Here is a 21,715-nt window from a genome sequence, read left to right as displayed (position 1 = left end):
TACGACAGTGCAATGTACTGCGTACATTAAGCACACTGTCTCCCCCCATGTGAGGTAGGTCATTTCTAGGCGGTAGTGGTATCAATAATGCGCCTCCGCTTTTTGTTCCTGCGCATCCAGAACACCTGAATTTCACCCCCATGTGTCAACTTTGTGGACTATGCGAGGTCACTGATATGCTCCTCGGTAACTGCTCCATGCGTTACTCTACCTCCTGAATCCTTTCAGTCGTGTATAAGTGACACTTCCCACATCCATGTGGGTCGTAGGTCATTTCCAGGCAATAGTGGTATCAATAAAGCACTTCGAAACCGGGCAATAGTCCAGACATCTACGAGAGCCAAATACTCTGGATTCAAAGAACCAGTTTCTTCCCTAAGCTCTAGGCATAAAAAAGCCTACATTTATTTGTAGGCTTGAGTGTTTTTTTGGAAGGAAGTCGTTAATCCATCGAGAGTTCTTTTAGCTTGCGGGTGAGGGTGTTACGTCCCCAGCCGAGTCGCTTGGCGGCTTCCTGTTTATGACCATTGGTGTGGGCCAGCGCCGTTTCCAGTAATATGCGCTCGAATGCGGGTTGTACTTCGGTGAGGAGATTATTTTCACCTGCACTGAGTCGTTCATCAATCCAAAGTTTTAATGACTCTTGCCAATTCGCTGGATCTCCCGATGATTGATTTTTGGCTTGGTTTTGCTCCTTAAGCAGTTCGGGAGGAAGATCTTGAGGTAGTATCTCTTGTCCCGATGCCATAACCATGAGCCAACGACAAGTATTTTCAAGTTGGCGGACATTACCCGGCCAAGGTAGTTCTGAGAGTTTTTCGGCTGTTTCTGCAGTCAGGATCTTAGGTTCGACTGCTATCTCTTTAGCGGCCGATGAAAGAAAATGTCTGGCGAGTTGAGGGATGTCTTCCCTTCGTTGTGACAATGGGGGAAGGTGGACCTTAATCACATTTAGCCTATGATAGAGATCTTCTCTGAAACCTCCCTTTTGTACTAACAGCTCTAAATCTTGATGGGTAGCGGCTATTATTCTCACATCGACTTGTACTGGTGAGTGGCCGCCGACACGATAGAACTGACCATCTGCTAACACTCTGAGTAATCGGGTTTGAACATCCAGAGGCATGTCACCAATTTCATCGAGAAAGAGTGTGCCACCATTAGCCTGTTCGAATCTGCCCTGTCTGACTCCTGCTGCACCGGTAAAGGCGCCCTTCTCATGGCCAAAGAGTTCAGATTCGATCAGATCTTTGGGGATGGCAGCCATATTGATGGCAATAAAGGGTTTATCTTTTCGTGGACTGTGTTTGTGCAGTGCGCTGGCGACTAGCTCTTTACCTGTGCCTGACTGTCCGTTGATGAGTACGCTAATAGAAGATCGTGATAAACGACCTATCGCACGAAATACCTCCTGCATAGCTGGTGCTTCACCAATAATTTCAGGGGCTTTAACTTGTATCTCTTCTACCGTATTTATAGTTTGGTCTGTAGAGTGAGTTAATGCTCGTTCGACTAAGGTTACGGCTTCATCGATATCGAATGGTTTAGGTAAATATTCGAAGGCACCAGCTTGATATGCACTCACCGCACTATCCAGGTCAGAATGAGCAGTCATTATGATGACTGGAATATTAGGATAGTGAGCTTGAAGCCTCTCTAATAGAGTGAGTCCATCCGTGCCAGGCATGCGTATATCTGAAATGATCACCTTAGGTTGTGACAGTTCCAGTGCTTCCCATAGAGACTCAGCCGCGGCAAAGCTTGCCGAAGAGATCTTTGCCCCTTTCAATGCTCTTTCTACGACCCAACGAATAGAGCTGTCGTCATCGAGTACCCAAACTTGCTCCGTCATACTGCTCTCCCGTGATGCTCTTCAATTTTTATTGGTGTTGTGCTTCTTGTCATCTTTTTACCGCTGTCTTTTATGTGGTTTTTATTGGCAGTAAAATTGTAAACTCGGTTTCTCCAGGCTTCGAATCACAGTCGATTCTTCCACCATGCAATCTGGCAAAGTTATGGGATATGGACAAACCTAAGCCTGAGCCTTGAGCTCTGCCTGTTACCATAGGATAAAACAAGGTATCCATGAGCTCAGGTTTGATGCCTGGGCCATTATCGATTATAGACAAGGCAATCACGATTTTATGCCTCTGGGTGCCAATAGTGACTTGGTGTTGGGTGCGTGTCTTTATGGTTATATTGCCATCAATACCTTCCAAGGCCTGAACCGCATTTTGCATAATATTAAGCACAGCTTGTTGAAGTTGCTCCGGATCCATATTTATATCTGGAATTGAGGGGTCGTAGTCTTGCTTGAATTGAATGTTTTCCGGCAGTGCCATGGTGACAAGTTTAAGCACTTTTTGAATTACTTCATGAATATTATGCAGTGTATGTTGGGTGGGCTTCTGCGGCCCAAGCAAGCGATCGACGAGATTTCTTAATCTATCGGCTTGCTCGATAATCATGTCGGTGAACTCATTTAGTTCGGGGTCATGTAGTTCACGAGAAAGCAGTTGGGCCGCCCCCCTAAGTCCACCTAATGGATTTTTTATTTCGTGCGCCAAATTACGCACTAGATATTGTGCTGCCTGTTGCTGCGCGTCGAGAGTCAATTGCTGATGAATTCGGCGTTGCTGATCTACCTGTCTCAATTCGAGCAGGCCTAAACCTTGCTCATCTTCTAATGGGGTTAAGGTTATATCCACAGTATGATGTTGATTATCAAGTGTCACTAGAGGTGCAGTGTTGACGGTTAACCCCTGATTATCCCTGATTGCATTACTGAGTATTTGTGTACTTACGCCTAAGACTTGAAAGTTATCTGCAAGAGAATGCTCAGTTAAGCGATGGCTGCTGACGCCTAATAACTGCTCGGCTGCAGCATTGGCATAACATAACCTAAGATCTACATCTATGACCATGACTGCGGTAACAAGGTTATTGAACAGGTGTTTCAGATCCATTAGAGCTCCCAGCAAATTCGATGCACCATCACAGTGCACCATTTTGGTGCGCCGTGCAATACCCTTCACTGAGTGTTTTATATCTAGATTATGACTAACTATCTAAAATAAATGCCTTTTCTAGTTTACACCGCCAAAAGGCGTTGGTGTTCCCTGGCGACTAATGATAGCTCTGTGAAGGTATATCTTTCTTGGAGGTGTTGATGCAAGTTGTTTGCCGTTTTGTGCAACAGCCTTGATAACAAAGCTATGCTCGCCTCTGTCGATATCTTTGAGGCTAAATATAGGGCTGGTTTGTGGAGTGCCAACAACAACCCCATCCATTAGAAGTACCAATACATGTTTGGTATCCAAATCCGGGGAAATTCTAGCCATGATGGTGATCTTGCCTTCGTTATCCCGAATGGTTTCCTCTTCGGCTGGAGAGGCGATACTCAAATTATACTGAGTTAACGATTCGGGATCGTCATTGCTAGCTGAAGCGTTAGCCTTAGGCATCTGCAACTTGATCTGGTTTTGAGTATTACTCTTAAACTCGACGGCTTCAGAGTTTTCGATGGGTTTATCCGAATAATGTATCTTGCCGTCTTTATCGACCCACTTATACACAGTGGCTTGGGCGAATAGGGTAAAAAATAGCAGGGAAATGGTAAGAGATAAGCGCATAGAAGTTCCTTTGTTACATATTTGTATGCTCTTCAAGATTAGCTTTTTTTCAGGCAAAAATCATGAGTAAATTTTTTCAGAGTAAGAGATTCAAGATTTACCATGGATACTTCATCGAAATGACTAGCTTAGTTATGTCGATGAAGTATCTCGCAGTGGGAGTTCTTTTGAAGCCGATATGATCCTAATGAAGTAAAATTGATCGCTATTGTGTACTTTCAATCGACTTGTCTTCGTATCGCTTACCATTTATGCGCTCGATGATCTGTGTCGCATTAAGGTCATGGATCACGTTGATTAAGGTCGCTGGAGCATCGGTAACGGCGCCGATTATCACTAGGATAGGAATGACCTCAATAGGCAAGCCAAGTGTGGTGACAATAAAGATCTCACCCAAAAATGCGCCACCGGGCACGCCACCTATAACGAAGGCTGACAGCACTGAAATCAAAATCGTGATGGCAAATACATCCGGGGTAAATTCTAAGCCTAGAAGTGAATAGATGAAGACGATCTTAAGTGCGGTTGTCATCGAGGCGCCGCCCTTATTTAAATTGACGAGTAGCGGCAAACATATATCGGCAATTTCTTCTCTGATCCCCATCTTACCCGCAGCACGGATATTGACCGGTAGGGTGGCAAGAGAAGAACTGGTGCCTAAGGCGGTTACCGAAGGTTCGATAGCATGTTTCCAGAATTGCCTAACCCCCTTAACTCCACCACCAAGCCAGGCATAGAAAGTGGAGCCTAAGGTAAAATAGGTAACTGCAGCGATAAAAAATAAGCCTATAGCGCGGGCGAAGGTACTGAGTAGATGTGCATCCTGACTCGCCATAGTCGAGGCAAAGTAGGCGCCTAAGCCCACAGGGGCCGCTACCATCAGAATGGAAACTATCTTCATGATGACAGTATTAAGGCTGTCGAGCATACGGGAGACTCTTACCCCATCTTCACCCGATTGACCTATGGCAATACCCGAAATCACAGACATAATAATGAGAGCTAAAATATTCGATTTTGATAATAAGCCGACAAAATCATTAGTGGTAAGCAGTCCAACAAAGTCCATGCTGTCTGAACCCGTTTCGACGCTCTGATGAAGGTCCAATATGACACCTTGAGAAGGGTCAAAAGCCAGTGCTAGCCCTACTATGGACAGAGCGGGAATAATTGCCATCACAATCGATACCAGCAATATAGTGATTAGGATAACGCCGAGCTTTTTTAAATCTGTCATGCGCGCAATTGATGAGGTCACGCTGATGGCGACGAGTGGCACAATTATCATAAACAGCAAGTTAAGGAAAACTTGCCCTATAGGTTTGAGTTTAAGGGCAAACTCGGGGCGAAGACTCCGACACAACCACCGATAACTAGAGCTGAAAGTAAAATGATGGACGAGCGATAGGGTTCGAGTTTTTGCCACATACAATAGATCCATTAATTTTATGTCAGATCACAGACTTACCATGACTTAGAGGCTCCAAACTATAATAAGCTGCATCAAAGTGTCAACTTATCAGCCTAAGTGCCGTATTAACAAAAAACAGGCCTGTAAGATCACAGGCCTGCTTTAGTCTAACTCATTGTCAGCTTTGGACTCACTAACGTCCTCTCCTGCCTTCTCTCATCACGCCGTGCTGACGGGCATTGCGAGAACGATTTAGTCCTTCACGATCTAAATTGCGATTATTCATCTGCTGACTGACATTATTCGGTCTGGCTGGCATAGTCGTAGGCATATTTATATTGCGATTATTTAAACCAGTATCGATTTTCTGACGCACCTCAGGCGTGGGAGTCCAACTGCCTCTGTCACGGCTCTGCCATTGCCCTTGTCATCTCGAGCAAGGTTGCCATTCTTGTCGGCAAAGACATTATTGGCACGATTAGCATTATGAGTCGCTTGCTTAAACTGATTATTGAGCTTAACAGGATCGGCATTACGCTTTCGGTTCTCCGGGCGATTATAGAGGCTGTTCTTACTCACTCGATTGCCTGAAATATTGTTATTTTTAACCAGCTTATTGGAGATGTTGGTTCGGTTACCTATGCTAATGCTATTACCAATATTGATATCGCCAGTGTTAATCACCACAGGTCGACGATAGCCACCACCATAGTAACCGCCGCAACAACGACCTGGATAGTAGTGGTTACCCCAGCCTACACCTACACTGAAGAATCCATTACTCCAACTGACGCCGACATTCCATCCAGTCCATGGGTTGTAGCCAACATGTAGCCCCCAAGTGGGTGGACGAGGGTAGTAGTATCGGCCCCAGTAAGGTGGGTAATACCAGCCAGTGCCGTAGACGGGCACACCGTAGTATGGGTAGGACCACATATATCCAGGAGTGTATCCCACGTAAACCACCTCAGGCGTGGAATCATATATTTCTACATAGGTGGTGTTGTAGACTGGCGAGCTTGGTGGGATCTTGGCTAACTCTTCCGTGGGGACTTTATCCGCGACTTTCCATGGGCCATTTGCCGAGCTGGCGGTGAACCAAACCCCGTTGTCGACCGCGTAATATTGGCCATTAATCTTCAAAACCTGAGTGCCAGTGTTAACGGCATAAGCTACTTGGGTTCCAGGAATTGATTCGAACTTAGGCTCACCATCATAGGTAACGCTCAGCTTAGCCTCGCTACGTTTAATGGCCGCTGTTTGTGGGATTTGTGCATCGAGCATAGCCTGATCGGCTTCCGATGTGCCGGCAACGGATACTCTTAAGCCGCCTATATCAGACTCTGGCGGAATGTCATTAAAACTAGCAGGCAGCTTATCGGCGCGGACAAAGGTCCAGGGGCCCGCTTCTTTTTTCGCTTTAAACCAGCGCCCGGAGAGAAGCAGATACATGTCACCAGTCGCTGTTTCTCTTATCCATGCCGTCTCAGTATTACTCACATAAAGTAGTTTGCCTTGAGTTAGACTCTTCCACTCAGGCTTTCCGTCGGTTGCCACTAACTCGCTGGGTTCATCGACTGCTATCACAGCTGGAGCATCGCCAGCCATAGAGCTTGTCTGATCGGATGTGGGTATCATCTTCACCAGATCTGCTGGCGGATAGTCGGTCATCTGCCATGGTCCCATAGGGTTATCCGCGACATACCAGAATGTCCCACTGCTGAGATAAACCTTGTTAGTCTTAGTATTGCGAGCAACAGCGAAAGGCGTATTTAATGCTCGCTCATAGGGACTGTTTTCTATCTCCCTAAATTGAGGACGACCATCATATGACAGTAAAACACTAAGTTGCTGACGGAAAATAATATTGGGGGCATCATTTTTAATCGCTTGTAGGCTTTTCTTTTCTTGTTTGGCATTGGCAAGACTGGCGGATAGTCGGTCCATGGATATCTCGAAGCTGCTTGCAGCCAACGCTTTCTCTACGACTTGGGTAAACCTTTGTTCATCAGCTTGTGTCGAATCTGGCCACCTCACTCGGGTGACTCTTACGTTTCTGACTGTCGTGCTGTTATTATCGGTATCAATACGTGCATTAAACCAAAATGCACCAAATATGGGATCTTCTCTGTCGATAAGCTCGAGTGACATCGCCGCTCGCCCCTGGAGAATATTACCGGAAAGAGATTCGGGCTGAGGTTGATAAACAACAATAGTGCCTTCTTTTGCTGTTACCTCCTGAGGCCATTTTATGGTGTTGGCGCTGACATTGAGTGTCCCTATTGAGAGGAGGACAATAGCGGCGAAGATAACGCGTAAATAAACTGATATTTTTGCAGGCATGACAGTTCCTTCTATCTGATACTTATCATAAGCTAACATAATTGCTCGATTTAGAAGCGATTTTTATTGTTTCTAGCTAGTTAGTATTACTCTCGTGAACGGCAGGTGGTGTGATTATAAAATGAAACTCGTGGCAAGAAAAAGGCCCTAAACAAGATGTTCAGGGCCTCTAAATACTAGCTGATTAACGAGCAGCTATGGATATACCATTGAGATTATAAGCTGTAGTAAAGCTCGAATTCGACAGGGTGAGTTGTCTGATTAACGCGCTCAACATCTTCAGATTTCAGCGTGATATATGAATCGATGAAATCGTTGCTGAATACTTCGCCGCGAGTCAGGAATTCACGATCCGCGTCCAGACACTCGAGTGCATTCTCAAGTGAAGTTGCCACTGTTGGAATTTCAGCAGCCTCTTCAGGTGGTAGGTCATATAGATCTTTGTCCATGGCTTCACCTGGATGGATCTTGTTCTGAATGCCATCCAGACCAGCCATCAGCATAGCCGAGAATGCCAAATATGGGTTAGCCATTGGATCACCGAATCTTAGTTCGATACGACGCCCCTTAGGGCTTGGAACCAAAGGTATACGAATCGAAGCGCTGCGGTTAGCCGCAGAGTATGCCAGCATTACAGGCGCTTCGAAATGTGGGATCAGACGCTTGTACGAGTTGGTGGCCGGGTTGGAGAAGGCGTTGATGGCGCGAGCATGCTTGATAACTCCACCGATAAAGTAGATTGCCATCTCGCTCAATCCGCCGTATTTGTCACCGGCGAATAGGTTGGTGCCATCTTTGGCCAGCGAGATATGGACGTGCATACCGCTACCATTGTCGCCAACGATAGGCTTAGGCATAAAGGTGGCCGTCTTACCATAAGAGTGAGCCACGTTATGAACGACATATTTAAGTACCTGAACTTCATCGGCCTTGAGCGTTAGCGTGTTGAAGCGAGTCGCGATCTCGTTTTGACCAGCTGTTGCCACCTCGTGGTGATGTGCTTCTACGACCTGACCCATCTCTTCGAGAACCAGACACATGGCTGAACGTATGTCTTGTGAAGAGTCGACTGGTGCTACTGGGAAGTAACCACCTTTAACGCTTGGACGGTGACCCGTGTTACCGCCTTCATAGCTAGTACCTGAGTTCCAGGCTGCTTCTTCGGCATCAACCTTGTAGAAACAACCTGACATATCGGCGCCATATTTAACGTCATCAAACAGGAAGAATTCTGGCTCTGGGCCAAGCAAGACTGTATCTGCTATACCGGTAGAACGCAGGTACTCTTCGGCTTTCTTGGCGATAGAGCGTGGGTCACGGTTATAACCAGTCATAGTGCCTGGGTTAAGGATGTCACAACGAATGTTGGCTGTCGTCTCGGCTGTGAAAGGATCCAATACGAAGCTTTCAGGGTCTGGCATCAAGACCATGTCTGATTCGTTGATTCCCTTCCAACCATTAATAGATGAACCATCGAACATCTTGCCGTCTTCAAAAAAGTCTGCATCGACCTGATGCGAAGGGATTGAGACGTGCTGCTCTTTACCGCGGGTATCGGTAAAGCGTAGATCAACAAACTTAACTTCTAATTCTTCGAGTTGTTGTAAAACTGATTCAGCTGACATTCTAAGTCTCCGAGTAGGGTAAAGGGTAAGCCCTTATTTAATTCTAAACTTCTATTAGCGCTTCTTATGCGATTCTGACTTTTAATAAGCGAGACTCGTGCCAAAAGCGTAAGATTATGATTTTTAAGAGAACAGAAACGATAGACTGCTCGCAGAAATGAAAGGTTGCACTATAATGGTGCGCTGAGTGGTCGATCTTGGTGCGATCACCATGATGGTGCGAAGACAGACAAAACATATTATTCATAGCTGACTAAAAAATAATCCTGTGCGAGAGCCCTCGGCTAGAGTAGAATGACACGTTTTTTATTGCAACAGCTATTATTAAGGCTGTTTCAAATATCCCACTATATATAGATGGTAAGAGGTTTATCAGTGTTAGAGAATTTACGTAACATCGCCATTATTGCACACGTCGACCATGGTAAAACCACCTTGGTAGATAAGTTGCTGGCGCAGTCTGGAACCCTTGAGACCCGAGGAGAAGCCACTGAGCGGGTGATGGATTCAAACGATCTTGAAAAGGAACGTGGAATCACGATTCTTGCAAAGAACACTGCCATCAAGTGGAATGATTACCGTATCAACATCGTGGATACTCCAGGTCACGCCGATTTCGGTGGTGAAGTTGAGCGCGTTCTTTCTATGGTTGATTCAGTATTGCTTCTTGTCGACGCAGTCGACGGTCCAATGCCACAGACTCGCTTCGTGACTAAGAAAGCTTTCGCCCTAGGCCTTAAGCCTATTGTTGTTATCAACAAAATTGACCGTCCTGGCGCGCGTCCTGATTGGGTTATCGACCAAGTTTTCGACCTGTTCGACAACTTAGGTGCTACCGATGAGCAGTTAGACTTCCCAATCGTTTATGCTTCTGCATTGAACGGTTTTGCAGGTCTGGATCCTGATATCACTGAAGGCGACATGACGCCATTGTTCGAGACTATCGTCGAGAAAGTTTCTTCACCAGATGCTGATGGAGAAGGCGATCTGCAGATGCAGATCTCGCAAATCGATTACAACTCTTATGTAGGTGTTATCGGTATTGGTCGCATCAAGCGTGGTAGTATCAAGACTAACCAACAAGTTACTATCATTAGCGCCGATGGCACTAAGCGTAACGGTAAAGTTGGCAAGGTTCTTGGTTACATGGGTCTCGATCGTAACGAAGTTGAAGTCGGTGATGCCGGTGACATCGTTGCCATCACAGGTCTGGGCCAGCTACTAATTTCTGACACAGTTTGTGCAACTACTAACGTAGAGGCATTGCCTCCTCTGTCTGTAGATGAGCCAACTCTGACTATGACCTTCCAGGTCAACACCTCTCCGTTCGCCGGTAAAGAAGGTAAGTACGTGACTTCACGTAACATCCTTGAGCGTCTGCAGCAGGAACTAGTACACAACGTAGCGCTACGTGTGGAAGAGACTGAAAGCCCGGATCGTTTCCGCGTTTCTGGTCGTGGTGAGCTTCACCTGTCAATCTTGATCGAAAACATGCGTCGTGAAGGTTACGAGCTAGCCGTTTCTCGCCCAGAAGTTATCGTTAAAGAGATCGATGGCGAGATGTGTGAGCCATTCGAAAACTTGACGGTTGACATTGAAGAGCAGCATCAAGGTTCTGTTATCGAGAAGCTTGGTATCCGTAAAGCTGACATGAAAGACATGCAGTTAGACGGTAAGGGTCGCGTACGTATCGACTTCGTTATCCCAAGCCGTGGCTTAATTGGTTTCCAAACTGATTTCATGACAGCGACTTCTGGTTCCGGCCTTATCTACCATTCATTCGACCATTACGGCCCTGTGAAAGGTGGTGATATCGGTCAGCGTGCTCGTGGCGTATTGATCTCTAACGCTACCGGTAAGGCACTGACCTTCGCCCTGTTTAACCTTCAAGCTCGTGGTCGTCTATTTATCGGTCACGCCGCAGAAGTTTATGAAGGTCAGGTTGTTGGTCTTCATGCCCGCGCAAATGACTTAACGGTTAACTGTTTGAAAGGTAAGCAGCTGACTAACATGCGTGCATCGGGTACCGATGAGGCGCAAGTACTGACTCCGCCTATCAACATGACACTTGAGCAAGCGCTTGAGTTTATCGATGATGATGAGTTGGTAGAAGTTACGCCGCTGAACATTCGTGTTCGTAAGCGTTACTTGACTGAGAACGAGCGTAAGCGTTATAACCGTAAGTAACTCTTTCGAGTTAGTTACGTCTTTCGAAACATAAAGTTTCGAATTTTAAGAAAAGCCCTGAGCATGCAAATGCTCAGGGCTTTTTTATGTCGGGAACATTTATGCCAGTACCCAGGGATGGACAAGTACTGGTATTTGTATATGGCCATAAATGTTCCATTCATTTATTGGCATTCGCACCATCCATGGCGGTCAGATGTACTAGAAGGGGATAAGTATCTGCGGACTGGCAGATAGTGTCAGTTTCATAGGGCTAACCTTATGGACATTGGATTACTTAATAGGAGAGTTAGGCTTCATTGTTGTCTATCTCCTGCCGTGGGTGCTGTACAGGATGTACGAATGTCGTGATCACATGGATGTGAATGAACGACCTTAAGTGCAAACGCTTCTGTGACACACCAGTAGGGGAAACTTGTCGGATATACAAGTTTCAAATCTCTTTTTAAATTAGGTTCATTGGGCTAGTTTGGTATTTGGCTATTTTCTGAAGGCCATTAGTTTACTGTAATCTAGCGCCTGCCCGGCGAGGAATGTGCAGATACTTCTGCGAGTCGCCGTGAACACATCCGTGTGGGCTCTACCAAAACGTCCCTGTTTTAGAAGCTCGCAGCCGCATCTACACAGGGGGAATTATCTCTTCGATTAAAGGTAGCGTGGTTTTTCAGTGGGGTTAACTGGCTAGTCTGGTATTTTTGGAATATCTAAATACCATTACAGTATTGATGTTTATTACTTGCAGCAGACTTATGCGATACGGTGAATATGGCGTAGCCATGAGCCTATGAACGAGAGGCAAGGATGACGAACGAACTGGAATATCACTCAAGCACTGTCCCTGTGGGCTCTGCGACATCAAACAACCTCCATGTTTAAGAGCCAGTTCGATATCCCTATCTCTCCGATTTGGCAATATAGACCATCAAACAAGGTCTTGGGATAGGAGATAAAGATAGTAAGTTCAGAATTAATAACCTTGTATGAGCTAAGTTGTTGAATTTATCATATATTTCAAAGCTGTGGTGGTGGGCACTTAAAGTAATAGACCCAGTGTTCTTCCCAATTGTCAGATAAACTAAAAACGGGTGAATCCCATGTAGAATTTCTGACGAGCCAACCTTCACTCAACAACAATTCACTTCTCAGTGCCCTAGAAATATTATTCGGAATTTTGGCGTTATCTTTATGTGACACAATATAAGTATTGATTGAATGTGTAATTTCACTACCACTACTCCACTTTTGCCTTTGCTTCTTCCGAATAATCAATCCTGCGAAAATGATAGGGATAAATACAGTCCCTTTAATCTTTTGGGCTTCGAGGTATCGGGGGAACGAGTTAAAAATTTCATCATCAAAATCTAGAATAGTTGTATTCTCAGAATAAAACTGTCTAGGCAGAACAATTTCATCAGTATGCTCCACTAGGGGCAATAAACCTGCATTGTAGTAACGCTCTAAATCCAAGATAGAACTTCGATTATAGATGTTGTCTATTTTGGGAACTAAAATGTAGTTGGCATCATCACATAACAATCCCTTAGGCTCTTCTTTTGTGTTAATTAAGTGTGCATAACAGCCATAATCTAACGAGTACAAGTTGAATTTCTGACTCTGAATCGATTTAACCGAAACGCCTTGTTTGATTAGATGGATAACACGGGAATCAAAGAGAAAATCTATAAGGTTATCATTAACATCGCTTTGAACAAGAAATGCTCTTGTCTTCTTGTGCCCAATTACAATATTGACTATCCACTCAAGTAACTGCACTGCCTCTTTTCGAGAGTTGATATCTTTGCTCTTTGAGGTTGTATACCAATACCTAGCAGCGTTTCGGATAGTTTTTACTCCTATCTTCTGGCCGTTTTGATTAAGTGATGCTTGAGAAATAATATGAATAGCATCTCTAGGAACGCCTTCACTTGCTCTAACAAATTCTTCTAGAGCTGGCTTATTTGTGAATATTTGAGATATAAATGATTCAATTTCATCAGGAACAATGTTGCCTTTATCTGCTGCTTTTACATGTTTATATATTAAGTTTTTAAAGAAATTTACGGATTTATCACTATCGCTATCAAACACCATGAACTGATCTAAGTTTATTGAAGTCGATGCATCAGAAGTGATTTCTAAGCCTATAAATCCACCATTAGCGCTGCAAATTCTGAAATTTGAGCGATGAGGTATAGCTGCAATTTTTACTGTTATGGTCGGTATGGCAAATACTATTCGCCTAAGCATGTCAGCAAGGTAAGGTTGTAGCTCTAAAGGAACTTCACTCCACTCGTCTATGAGTATTAAAAGCCTGTTTTGGGGAAGTTTTTGTACTATGCGTTTTAGCATTTTGGCTAGGGACCCAAAATGCATCCGAAGAATCTTTCTGCCAGTTTCTTTTGTGGTTAATGAATCTGAGTCACTTTCTTTTTTTAAGTTCTGACGTCTTACTGATAAATTTGCTTGTTTTGCGATTGAAGCTGTTAGATTGTGTGACGTCTCAGAGGCAAAAGAATTTCTCTTATTTACTTCTCTTTCAAACTGGCCATCAACACTCATGTTAGTCGCCTCTTCAACAAAGCAATCCAAAAGCGGTGCTAACTCGGATAGGTCGCATTGATCATATTCGTAGCAAGTATCAAGGATTTGCTCTCTAATCTCGCAGAGCGTATCTGAAAGCAAGCGGGATGCTCTTTCACTTAAACTGAGTTGAGAGTCTGAATACATACCACCAGTGGACCCCATTGTTCTCATATCTAGTTCTAGAGTTATTCCACCTTGACTCTGCACGTCGTTTTTCAGGTATTTAAGAAGGTGTGTTTTACCCGTGCCACGCCTACCGTATATGATTTGATTTTCAAGGCATGAAAATAGTGCAAAAACAGAACCTACATGTACAAACGACTTAACTAAATAGTCGTCAGGCTTCCTTTCTGCACGTTTCGGCATAGTTACCAGTATTTCACTCAATGATTTCAAACTTTGCTCCTGAATTCAGATACTCAAAACACATTAACTTTGGTAATGATATAAGTAAACTTAAATCATTGAAATTTAAGGTGTGTCCGACTGTGTTTTTCTATAATTAAGCTCTTATATGGCTGTAATTTTGAGGTCATAAGTAGTTTTAGGAAAATAACTTGATTTAGGTCTAGTTTCTTACACGACTCATTAGCTTTCTATGGTTAATCTGGATGAATGAGATTTGGGGTATATTCGTTAGAAATAAAGCTAATCGAAGAGATAGATAACTAGGTGTAAGTGAGAGCGAGGGCTTCAGGGATAACAACGGGATCGTAGCGAATTAGGTCGGTTTCATGATTTAAAATTGTTTACAGGCAAGGTCAAATAAATAACCTTCTTTGAAAAACTAAATGTAGATGCGGCTGTGAGCTTCGATGACAGGGATGTCATCGCAGAGCCTACAGGGATTGTACTCGCGGCGTTTCGCAGAAGTATCTGCATAAAAGCCCGCTGCAAGCGATAGGTAACCATGAAGGAGTGACATTCAAGAATCTTACCAATCCCAAATGAGCTAAAACTTAAAAAATGAAATCAGCCTTCATTCGAAGGCCAATCCATTTTGAAGGCTAGAGTATCAATGCCCAATTGAACCTAAGTGCTGTATCAGATAGATGCGATCTTCATCGGGTGTTTGGCTATGCCAAAACCCGCCCACATAGGCGCCTAATGGGATGAGGAACATAATGAGTAGCAGGATTATGGTTAATCCCCTTGCGGATAGCTTAATCCCATTGCGGGTGCTGAAGTGTAGCGCTTCCTTCTTGGGGCAGGCCGATACGCAGCGCATGCAGGCCTGGCATTCGTCGGAGCGAATATTCTTCTGAGTGTGGACTGAAATATTGGCCGGACAGGCGCGGGTACATTTGTCGCAGTTCATTCCCTTAGATTCGATCAAGCAGTGTTGTGTGCTTCTACGTATCTTAAACGGGCTCAGGAAGCTGATTAAGCCTAATAAGGCACCATAAGGGCAGATGTAGCGGCAGAAGCCCTGACGTCGCCATGCAGAGAGTCCCAAGATGAAGGCAAAGCAGGCTAAGGTCACTAACCCCGGGGTGATGAAGAACAGGCCCATCTTGAGATCGGCTATCTTGTGGTAGTTTCCCTCCAGATAGTGCGGGATAGATTGAGCTGGCATGCTGATGATGATGTAGAGCAATGCGGCTAACAGCAGGTATTTGAGCATACGAAGGGGCCAGTCTAACCAGGCTGGTGGTAGCATCTCATTCTTAATGAAGCGTTTTCTCAGCTTATACAAGTATTCCCCGCGAGCCCCAGGGGGCAGGCCCAACCACAGAAGGCGCGTTTGCATAGCAGTCCAGTTAGCAAGACCACGGCTAACATCACGGCAGCGGCAGGATGAGTCTGATCCCATAAGCCTAGAGTCAGTATGGCCTTGAGTTCTATGCCTCCGGCTATGGGTAAAAAGGCGTCGCCGACATCTGGCCTCATCAGCCAAGGCGTGATGCCGGCTTTTAATAATGCTGTGTTTATCGCAAATTGAACTCCGACTAACAACATAGACAGTGCCAGTAGATGTTGAATTGCATCTCGCAGGGTATTTATTCTCTGTTCACCTCTGGCTAGCTCAGGTTTAAATTTAGTTAACAGAAAGATCGAAAACGCGGCGATAGCACTCGCGAGCATCAAGGGCCAATACAGTGAGCTTATACAGGCGCCAATAGCAAGAATGATAGTGGCCAAGGCTCCCGATTTTTTCCCACTCCAATAAAGTAAGCTTGCGCTATAGGCGAGTGCAAGCATTAAGGTTAATGATTCTACAAAGGTCATAATGATCTGATATGAGTGACAAGGTGTATCAGTCAGAGGTTAGATTTTAAAGTAAGTTCTTCACATAAAATGCTTTTGTGTGTCACCTCTAAATAACAGCTGGTGTTTAGGGCTAGGCTAGGAGCTGTATCACAAACTTATGATTGAATGGCTTGTGTATATTGGTATCTGGGGTAGGGAAGAAAAAACGAGTATATAAAAACCACAAAAGCCCTGAACCTATATGCTCAGGGCGTTATTTTGTTAGCGGTCTAGGAGCTAGTTACCTTCCATGGAAGCAATAAACTTGTTGGACTCTTCGATAGACTTATTCATCTCTTTGATTAAACCTGAGATATCGGTCTGCAGGCTGGCAAACTCACCCTTGATGGCTCCGATTGCCTGAGCATTCAAGTTATGCTTCAGATAAAGCATATTGTCTTTCATTGCGGTTAATACCGGTGCCATCTTACTCTCGGCGCGCTTCATAGTGCGAACTAACTGCTCGTAGGAACGCTGAGTCTCACGCAACTTGCTTTCACTACTACGGCGTAGGCTGGCCTTGCTTATTTCGCCTATCTCGGTTTGCCATTCATCGAACAGAGCATCGGCCACATCTTCCACTTTTTCGATGCGATTGCTGACGTCATCAGCCGCATCCTGAGAGGATTCATATTCATCCTTGGCCTTGTTATAAGCTGTTTCCAGATCGCCACCATCATGGTTAAGCAGGGCCTGCATCTCTTCGAGTGCCGAGCTAAATTGCTTCTGTGCCTCTTCCTGAGACTCTCTGGCATCCTCTACCCGGTCGACCATGATGTCACGCTTGTGATAACCCACTTTCTCCATGGCACCATAATAGGCACTCTGACAGCCCGTCAGGAGTAAGCTGGTGGCCACGATGGCAATTGATATGTATTTCTTCATTTTTGGATGGTCCTTGTCCATAACTGGAAACTGAGTTCGGTCGAATCTAAACGATTAATCGGCTTTGAATCGTGCGGCGTCAATGATGCTCCATAGGTGAGCGATACCGCCTATAATTGCGGGAAAGATCAGCCACCACATGGCATAGCCTACGATAGTTATTATACAGAAAAGCAATGCTGCCATGATTCTTCCCTGTACCAACTGCCCTAAGCCGGGAAAAAAGAAGCTTGCGATGGCGGCAATAACGTTACCTGCCGAGCCTTGTTGTGACATCTATTTATTCCTTACACTTGTAAATCTTAGGTTATAAGCTTTATTGTACGAATATACGTATTTAATACCAAGTCTTCAAATCAACACAATCAAGAGATCGCAGTGATAAATAAGATAGATGGAACACATTTTCGTACCTTGGGGCTAAGCATTTGGCATTTCATGGTACATCTAAAACAGAGATTAGCGGAAGATCAGATCAATATTCGTGCGGGGCATCTAGCCTATGTCACCTTATTGTCTTTGGTGCCAATGGTGGCAGTGACCATGTCTATGTTGTCAGCCTTTCCTGTGTTTAGCGGTATTAGGAATCAGATAGAAAGCTTTATCTATGATAACTTTCTGCCAGCTGCCGGTGACAGTGTTCAGGTCTATATCAATGAATTTGTCGACAATGCTTCCAAGGGGACGGCTGTGGGTATTGCGGCATTGATGGTCGTGGCGATCATGCTGATATCTAACATAGATAAGTCCCTCAACAGTATTTGGCGCACCAAGGAGAAACGTTCCATGGTGGTGTCATTTTCCATGTATTGGATGGTGTTGACCCTTGGCCCTGTATTGATGGGGGCAAGCCTGGTGGCAACTTCCTATGTGGTGTCACTCAAGGTGTTCAATGGCGCCGACCTCTCGGGTGTTGTCCCCTTATTGGTTGAGCGTTTACCTATGTTTTTCTCGGTCGCTACCTTCCTGCTCATCTATATGGTTGTGCCTAATACTAAGGTTAAATTTTTTCATGCCCTGCTAGGGGCGATTGCAGCGGCACTATTGTTCGAATTCGGCAAGAAAGGCTTCGCCTTCTATCTGACTCAGTTCCCGAGCTACGAGGCGATATATGGTGCGTTGGCGACAATTCCCATCCTGTTTATCTGGGTGTACCTCTCTTGGATGATAGTCTTGATTGGCGCCGAAATAACGGCGGCATTGCCGGAATATCTGGATAAGACATTGCCAACCTCTTCCGAGTCGTCACCGGATACTGCATCTGCTAAAGATGCGATAAAGACCAGCATTTCCTATACCAGCCATATCTTAGAAGTTGGGCCAGAGAAGAAGGTCGAACAAAAAGTTGAAGATAAGGTCGCAGAGATATCGACAGAGAAAGTGACTAAGCTATGACGTCATTACCCACATTTATTCGCCGAGATTGGCTAGATGTGGGTGATGGCCATCAGCTTCATTTGGCGCAATACGGCGATCCAGATGGTGTTCCCGTGCTCTATCTTCATGGCGGACCCGGGGCGGGTTGTATGAGTGACGAATTAGCCCTGTTTGATGGTGATAACTGTCATGTGTTGATGTTAGACCAGCGGGGAACCGGGCGATCTAAGCCTCTGGGTGAGATAGAGAAAAATAATGTATTAGCCTTGCTTAAAGATCTGGAAAAAGTACGCCTATGGCTAGGGATCCCGGCCTGGTGTTTAGTCGGGGGCTCCTTTGGTGCCACCTTAGGCATGCTCTATAGTGGTTTATATCCTGAAAAAGTGCTGTCTCAGGTATATTGGGGACTGTTTATCCCCAGTGAGGATGGCACAAATTGGCTGTATTCGAATAAAGGCGCTGCTAACCTGTTCGCTGATGAGTATTTGGCATTTACAGCTCTTACGCCTTTCTGTTCCAATGTAGATCAGTTATTTAAAACATATCGACTCGGATTGAAGCATAATGATGCCGATACTCGTCATCATTATATTCGTTCTTGGCTAGCTTGGGAGTCTGCGCTTGCTATGCCTGCAAATGAGATGTCTGGCTCCGATGCATTTATGAGTAAAAGTTTAGCCGAAATAGAGCTCCATTATGCCAGTCATCAATATTTTGGAGCTTATTCATTAATGCGAGAAATATCAGCTGGGATTCAGGCTCCAAGCATTATATTACAGGGTGAGATGGATTGGGTCTGTCCCACTCAAATAGTTGAAAATTTCTTAACTCAGTTTGGCTGTGACACCATAAATTACTCTGTGATTAAAAGTGGGTATCATGGATTAGCCGATGATAAGATGTTTCGGGAAGTCGTCTATGCCATACGGGAAATGGCAAATAATATAAAGGAAGTATAGATAAATGAAAAAATTGATTATCGCTGGCTTGGCCATCACATTGAGTGCCTGTGCGGCGACGGAATCTAGCGATGGGGCTGCGACTGCCGTTGTGGCTCCGGAGAGTGTCACCTTAGGCGGCATGACGAATGAAGAAGCGACTAAAACCTTATTCGAGGCATTGATCCATAAGAATTATTTGGCGACTATGGCGAGTCCGAATAGGATTGCCCTGCAGTTTGATGATAACCAGTTTTTGCTGCAACCAAGCATTAACCCGAATGGTATCGATCGCATCATGATGAATCGCTTCTATGCCGTGCATCCCAAACTGAGGGGCAGCAGAGAGCTGCTTATTTTAATCGGTACTCTCAACCATAAGCTGAATTTCGCAAAGTTCACTCTCAGAGATAATGGCGCCGTGATTCAGGTGCAAGGCGCTGCGACCTTCGTCAACACCATAGAGCTGGAAGAGATCAGAAGATTTATGTTGTGGACAGATGAAGGTCTACGTCAGGTCGGTCACTCTCTACCAAAAGGCTCGGAGCAGCTAATCAAGCCTATCCCGGTAATGCAGCAATCTCAGTCTTTGTGATCCACTTAAGTTCCTAGTTCCTAGAACCTAGGAACTTCTTACATAAGAGTAAATTGAAACGTGATAGCCCTAATTCAGCGTGTAAAGCAGGCCAAGGTCGATGTCGATGGTGAAACTATCGGTGCAATCGATAAAGGTTTATTGGTACTGCTTGGTGTAGAACGTGAAGATGATACGGCTAAAATGGAAAAATTAGCCACTAAGGTGATGAGCTATCGTGTCTTTTCCGATGAAAATGGCAAGATGAATCTAAATCTGCAGCAGGCAGGAGGCTCCTTGCTGGTGGTCTCTCAATTTACTCTGGCGGCGGATACCGGGCGTGGCTTGAGGCCTAGTTTCTCCGGGGCGGGTACGCCGGAGCAGGCAAGAGTGCTATATGAAGAATTTATCGCATTCTGTCAGTCTAAAGGTGTGGCAACTCAGACCGGTGAGTTTGCTGCCGACATGCAGGTGAGTCTGGTCAATGATGGTCCTGTTACCTTTAACCTTACCGTATAGGCTAGGTTTTGATGGCTAATTCAGATCAATGTGCTGAGCAGAAAGACTCAGAGAAGCTGGGAAACATAGACAAGCTCTTGTCTGAGTTGCAGCAGACCTGGCATAAGACCATTCCTGTCAGCGGCTTTATGGGGATCATACCCGTGGCATATTCTGATAAGGAGTTTCTCACCACGGCACCACTCGAGCCTAATATTAACCTGCATCAAACCATGTTTGCCGGCAGTATCTATACTCTGATGACGCTCACTGGCTGGGGCATGGTGTGGTTACAACAGTCTCTTGCTGGCTTAAGGGGTGATATCGTCCTAGCCGATGCCAAGATAAGATATTTAGCCCCCATAGAGACGGCACCCGTGGCTAAGGTGACTTGGCCTGATGTGGATATGTCCGTGTTATCTAAGGGCCGCCGACTCAAGGTAAGGCTCGAGGTTAAACTCTATTGTGGTGACACATGTTGTGCGACATTTGAAGGCCTCTATATTAGTCAACCTAAGGGCGAGTAAGTCTGAGCTGAGTTACTCTGAGCTAGATAAACTTGGCTAATCCGTATATCTATAGCTGCTGTTATTTCAGCCAACCCGTCACACTAAACCTTTGTTTATGATTCTCGACCACTTCATGTTCGATGAGATGGCTTTTAAAGATCACGGTTTTACCAAAAATAGGCTCGACCTCGATCACCTCATCGTCGAGGTGCAGCTTTAGTTCGCCACCATCTCCCTGTTGCCAGGTGTCATTCAGATAGGTGATAAAAGAAAACTTTCGATTGGAGTCATTCTTGAAGCGATCTATGTGTTTCTGGTAAAAGGTGCTTTTCTCATAACAGGCGTAATGAAATTCAAAGTCAGAAATTCCGGTGAAGCAGGCTCGGTTCAGATAGCTATAGAAGGCATGTACAGCTTGATAATAAGCCTGTTCACAGGGAACCTTGGAATTGGTGTCGATCCAGGATATTTTATCAGAGCGGATAAGATCATTGATTGAGCTGTTGGCACCATTGCCGATCTCGGCCCGTTTCAACTCTTCCTCGGTATGCTTTTTGAGGAGTTCAGTTTTCAATTCGAATAATATCTTAGGCTCGATCAGACCATCGACTACCACATAATCCTTGGTAGCTAACTCATCTATGATGTGTTCGTAAGTTGCAACTGGAGTCATAATTTCTCTTCTAAAATAAATAAGTTACTCATAGATATGAATAACCTTGATCGATAACTAATAGTAATGGCTCAGGCGTACGTTGGTAAACGTCGAGCTAATACCAGATTTTACCTTAAAACCGACACTTTTTTCTATGATGTATATCCTAAGCTGGATACTTATTATCGACTGGCATTATATCGATTATTTATAATCAAAACTCATTTTCCATCCCAAGGTTGAAACCC

At 44.9% G+C, this 21,715-nt stretch carries 16 protein-coding genes and 2 pseudogenes; 6 read left to right on the top strand and 12 right to left on the bottom strand.

All coding sequences use genetic code 11. The features are described from left to right. Positions 1-442: 442 nt before the first annotated feature. The 7 genes and pseudogenes from glnG to glnA all read right to left on the bottom strand — a co-directional run bounded on the left by glnG (position 443) and on the right by glnA (position 9,011). On the bottom strand, positions 443-1,852 hold the full coding sequence (gene glnG / locus FM037_RS26630) for a nitrogen regulation protein NR(I) (protein ID WP_144048486.1): 1,410 nt from the start codon (positions 1,850-1,852) through the stop codon (positions 443-445). A gap of 70 nt (positions 1,853-1,922) precedes the next feature. Beyond that, positions 1,923-2,966: a nitrogen regulation protein NR(II) gene (gene glnL / locus FM037_RS26625; RefSeq protein WP_144048485.1), complete on the bottom strand. Its 1,044-nt coding sequence runs from the start codon at positions 2,964-2,966 to the stop codon at positions 1,923-1,925. Between the two features lie 120 nt (positions 2,967-3,086). After that, entirely contained in the window at positions 3,087-3,632 is a 546-nt protein-coding gene (locus FM037_RS26620) for a DUF4124 domain-containing protein (RefSeq protein ID WP_144048484.1), read from the bottom strand. 205 nt (positions 3,633-3,837) lie between these two features. Next, a pseudogene (locus FM037_RS26615) lies at positions 3,838-5,060 on the bottom strand (dicarboxylate/amino acid:cation symporter). A 176-nt stretch (positions 5,061-5,236) separates the two neighbouring features. Next, positions 5,237-5,374: a hypothetical protein gene (locus FM037_RS29865; RefSeq protein WP_229381028.1), complete on the bottom strand. Its 138-nt coding sequence runs from the start codon at positions 5,372-5,374 to the stop codon at positions 5,237-5,239. A 17-nt stretch (positions 5,375-5,391) separates the two neighbouring features. Next, on the bottom strand, positions 5,392-7,386 hold the full coding sequence (locus FM037_RS26610) for a carbohydrate-binding family V/XII (protein ID WP_229381027.1): 1,995 nt from the start codon (positions 7,384-7,386) through the stop codon (positions 5,392-5,394). Between the two features lie 215 nt (positions 7,387-7,601). Continuing rightward, entirely contained in the window at positions 7,602-9,011 is a 1,410-nt protein-coding gene (gene glnA / locus FM037_RS26605) for a glutamate--ammonia ligase (RefSeq protein WP_144048483.1), read from the bottom strand. A gap of 375 nt (positions 9,012-9,386) precedes the next feature. Between glnA and typA the strand changes: the two genes are divergently transcribed. Then, entirely contained in the window at positions 9,387-11,198 is a 1,812-nt protein-coding gene (gene typA / locus FM037_RS26600; protein WP_144048482.1) for a translational GTPase TypA, read from the top strand. Between the two features lie 1,011 nt (positions 11,199-12,209). Here the strand turns inward: typA and FM037_RS26595 are convergent. The 4 genes and pseudogenes from FM037_RS26595 to FM037_RS26580 all read right to left on the bottom strand — a co-directional run bounded on the left by FM037_RS26595 (position 12,210) and on the right by FM037_RS26580 (position 17,192). Further along, entirely contained in the window at positions 12,210-14,177 is a 1,968-nt protein-coding gene (locus FM037_RS26595) for an ORC-CDC6 family AAA ATPase (protein WP_144048481.1), read from the bottom strand. 619 nt (positions 14,178-14,796) lie between these two features. After that, a pseudogene (locus FM037_RS26590) lies at positions 14,797-16,010 on the bottom strand (4Fe-4S binding protein). A 258-nt stretch (positions 16,011-16,268) separates the two neighbouring features. Further along, positions 16,269-16,916: a DUF2959 domain-containing protein gene (locus tag FM037_RS26585; protein ID WP_144048480.1), complete on the bottom strand. Its 648-nt coding sequence runs from the start codon at positions 16,914-16,916 to the stop codon at positions 16,269-16,271. Positions 16,917-16,970: 54 nt separating this feature from the next. Then, complete coding sequence (locus FM037_RS26580) at positions 16,971-17,192, bottom strand: hypothetical protein (protein ID WP_077753532.1); 222 nt, start codon at positions 17,190-17,192, stop codon at positions 16,971-16,973. Between the two features lie 162 nt (positions 17,193-17,354). Here FM037_RS26580 and FM037_RS26575 point away from each other — a divergent pair, with 162 nt between their 5' ends. From FM037_RS26575 to FM037_RS26555, 5 genes are read left to right on the top strand one after another with little or no spacing between them, the layout of a single operon-like run. Further along, positions 17,355-18,311, top strand: coding sequence for a virulence factor BrkB family protein (locus tag FM037_RS26575; RefSeq protein WP_229381258.1), 957 nt, complete (start codon positions 17,355-17,357; stop codon positions 18,309-18,311). Then, positions 18,308-19,252 (top strand): alpha/beta fold hydrolase, encoded by a 945-nt coding sequence (locus tag FM037_RS26570; protein WP_144048478.1) that lies wholly within the window; start codon positions 18,308-18,310, stop codon positions 19,250-19,252. The genes FM037_RS26575 and FM037_RS26570 overlap by 4 nt, the downstream gene beginning before the upstream one ends. Positions 19,253-19,256: 4 nt before the next feature. After that, complete coding sequence (locus tag FM037_RS26565; protein WP_144048477.1) at positions 19,257-19,826, top strand: hypothetical protein; 570 nt, start codon at positions 19,257-19,259, stop codon at positions 19,824-19,826. Positions 19,827-19,886: 60 nt separating this feature from the next. Then, on the top strand, positions 19,887-20,324 hold the full coding sequence (gene dtd, locus FM037_RS26560; RefSeq protein WP_144048476.1) for a D-aminoacyl-tRNA deacylase: 438 nt from the start codon (positions 19,887-19,889) through the stop codon (positions 20,322-20,324). An 11-nt stretch (positions 20,325-20,335) separates the two neighbouring features. Beyond that, complete coding sequence (locus FM037_RS26555) at positions 20,336-20,830, top strand: thioesterase domain-containing protein (RefSeq protein ID WP_144048475.1); 495 nt, start codon at positions 20,336-20,338, stop codon at positions 20,828-20,830. 61 nt (positions 20,831-20,891) lie between these two features. On the opposite strand, the gene FM037_RS26550 is transcribed toward FM037_RS26555, so the two are convergent. Beyond that, a complete protein-coding gene (locus tag FM037_RS26550; RefSeq protein WP_144048474.1) occupies positions 20,892-21,485 on the bottom strand; it encodes a 2OG-Fe(II) oxygenase in 594 nt (197 codons plus the stop codon). Positions 21,486-21,715: the final 230 nt, after the last annotated feature.

Source organism: Shewanella psychropiezotolerans (assembly GCF_007197555.1).
Lineage (GTDB): Bacteria > Pseudomonadota > Gammaproteobacteria > Enterobacterales > Shewanellaceae > Shewanella > Shewanella psychropiezotolerans.
Note: the sequence above shows the minus strand (reverse complement) of the source record. Positions and strands in the feature narration are given on the sequence as shown.

Excerpts from the sequence above, each read along its gene's own strand:
- glnG (WP_144048486.1), bottom strand. The coding sequence starts at position 1,852 with ATGACGGAGCAAGTTTGGGTACTCGATGACGACAGCTCTATTCGTTGG.
- glnL (WP_144048485.1), bottom strand. The coding sequence starts at position 2,966 with ATGGATCTGAAACACCTGTTCAATAACCTTGTTACCGCAGTCATGGTC.
- FM037_RS26620 (WP_144048484.1), bottom strand. The coding sequence starts at position 3,632 with ATGCGCTTATCTCTTACCATTTCCCTGCTATTTTTTACCCTATTCGCC.
- FM037_RS29865 (WP_229381028.1), bottom strand. The coding sequence starts at position 5,374 with ATGCCTACGACTATGCCAGCCAGACCGAATAATGTCAGTCAGCAGATG.
- FM037_RS26610 (WP_229381027.1), bottom strand. The coding sequence starts at position 7,386 with ATGCCTGCAAAAATATCAGTTTATTTACGCGTTATCTTCGCCGCTATT.
- glnA (WP_144048483.1), bottom strand. The coding sequence starts at position 9,011 with ATGTCAGCTGAATCAGTTTTACAACAACTCGAAGAATTAGAAGTTAAG.
- FM037_RS26585 (WP_144048480.1), bottom strand. The coding sequence starts at position 16,916 with ATGAAGAAATACATATCAATTGCCATCGTGGCCACCAGCTTACTCCTG.
- FM037_RS26580 (WP_077753532.1), bottom strand. The coding sequence starts at position 17,192 with ATGTCACAACAAGGCTCGGCAGGTAACGTTATTGCCGCCATCGCAAGC.
- FM037_RS26575 (WP_229381258.1), top strand. The coding sequence starts at position 17,355 with ATGGTACATCTAAAACAGAGATTAGCGGAAGATCAGATCAATATTCGT.
- FM037_RS26570 (WP_144048478.1), top strand. The coding sequence starts at position 18,308 with ATGACGTCATTACCCACATTTATTCGCCGAGATTGGCTAGATGTGGGT.
- FM037_RS26565 (WP_144048477.1), top strand. The coding sequence starts at position 19,257 with ATGAAAAAATTGATTATCGCTGGCTTGGCCATCACATTGAGTGCCTGT.
- FM037_RS26555 (WP_144048475.1), top strand. The coding sequence starts at position 20,336 with ATGGCTAATTCAGATCAATGTGCTGAGCAGAAAGACTCAGAGAAGCTG.
- FM037_RS26550 (WP_144048474.1), bottom strand. The coding sequence starts at position 21,485 with ATGACTCCAGTTGCAACTTACGAACACATCATAGATGAGTTAGCTACC.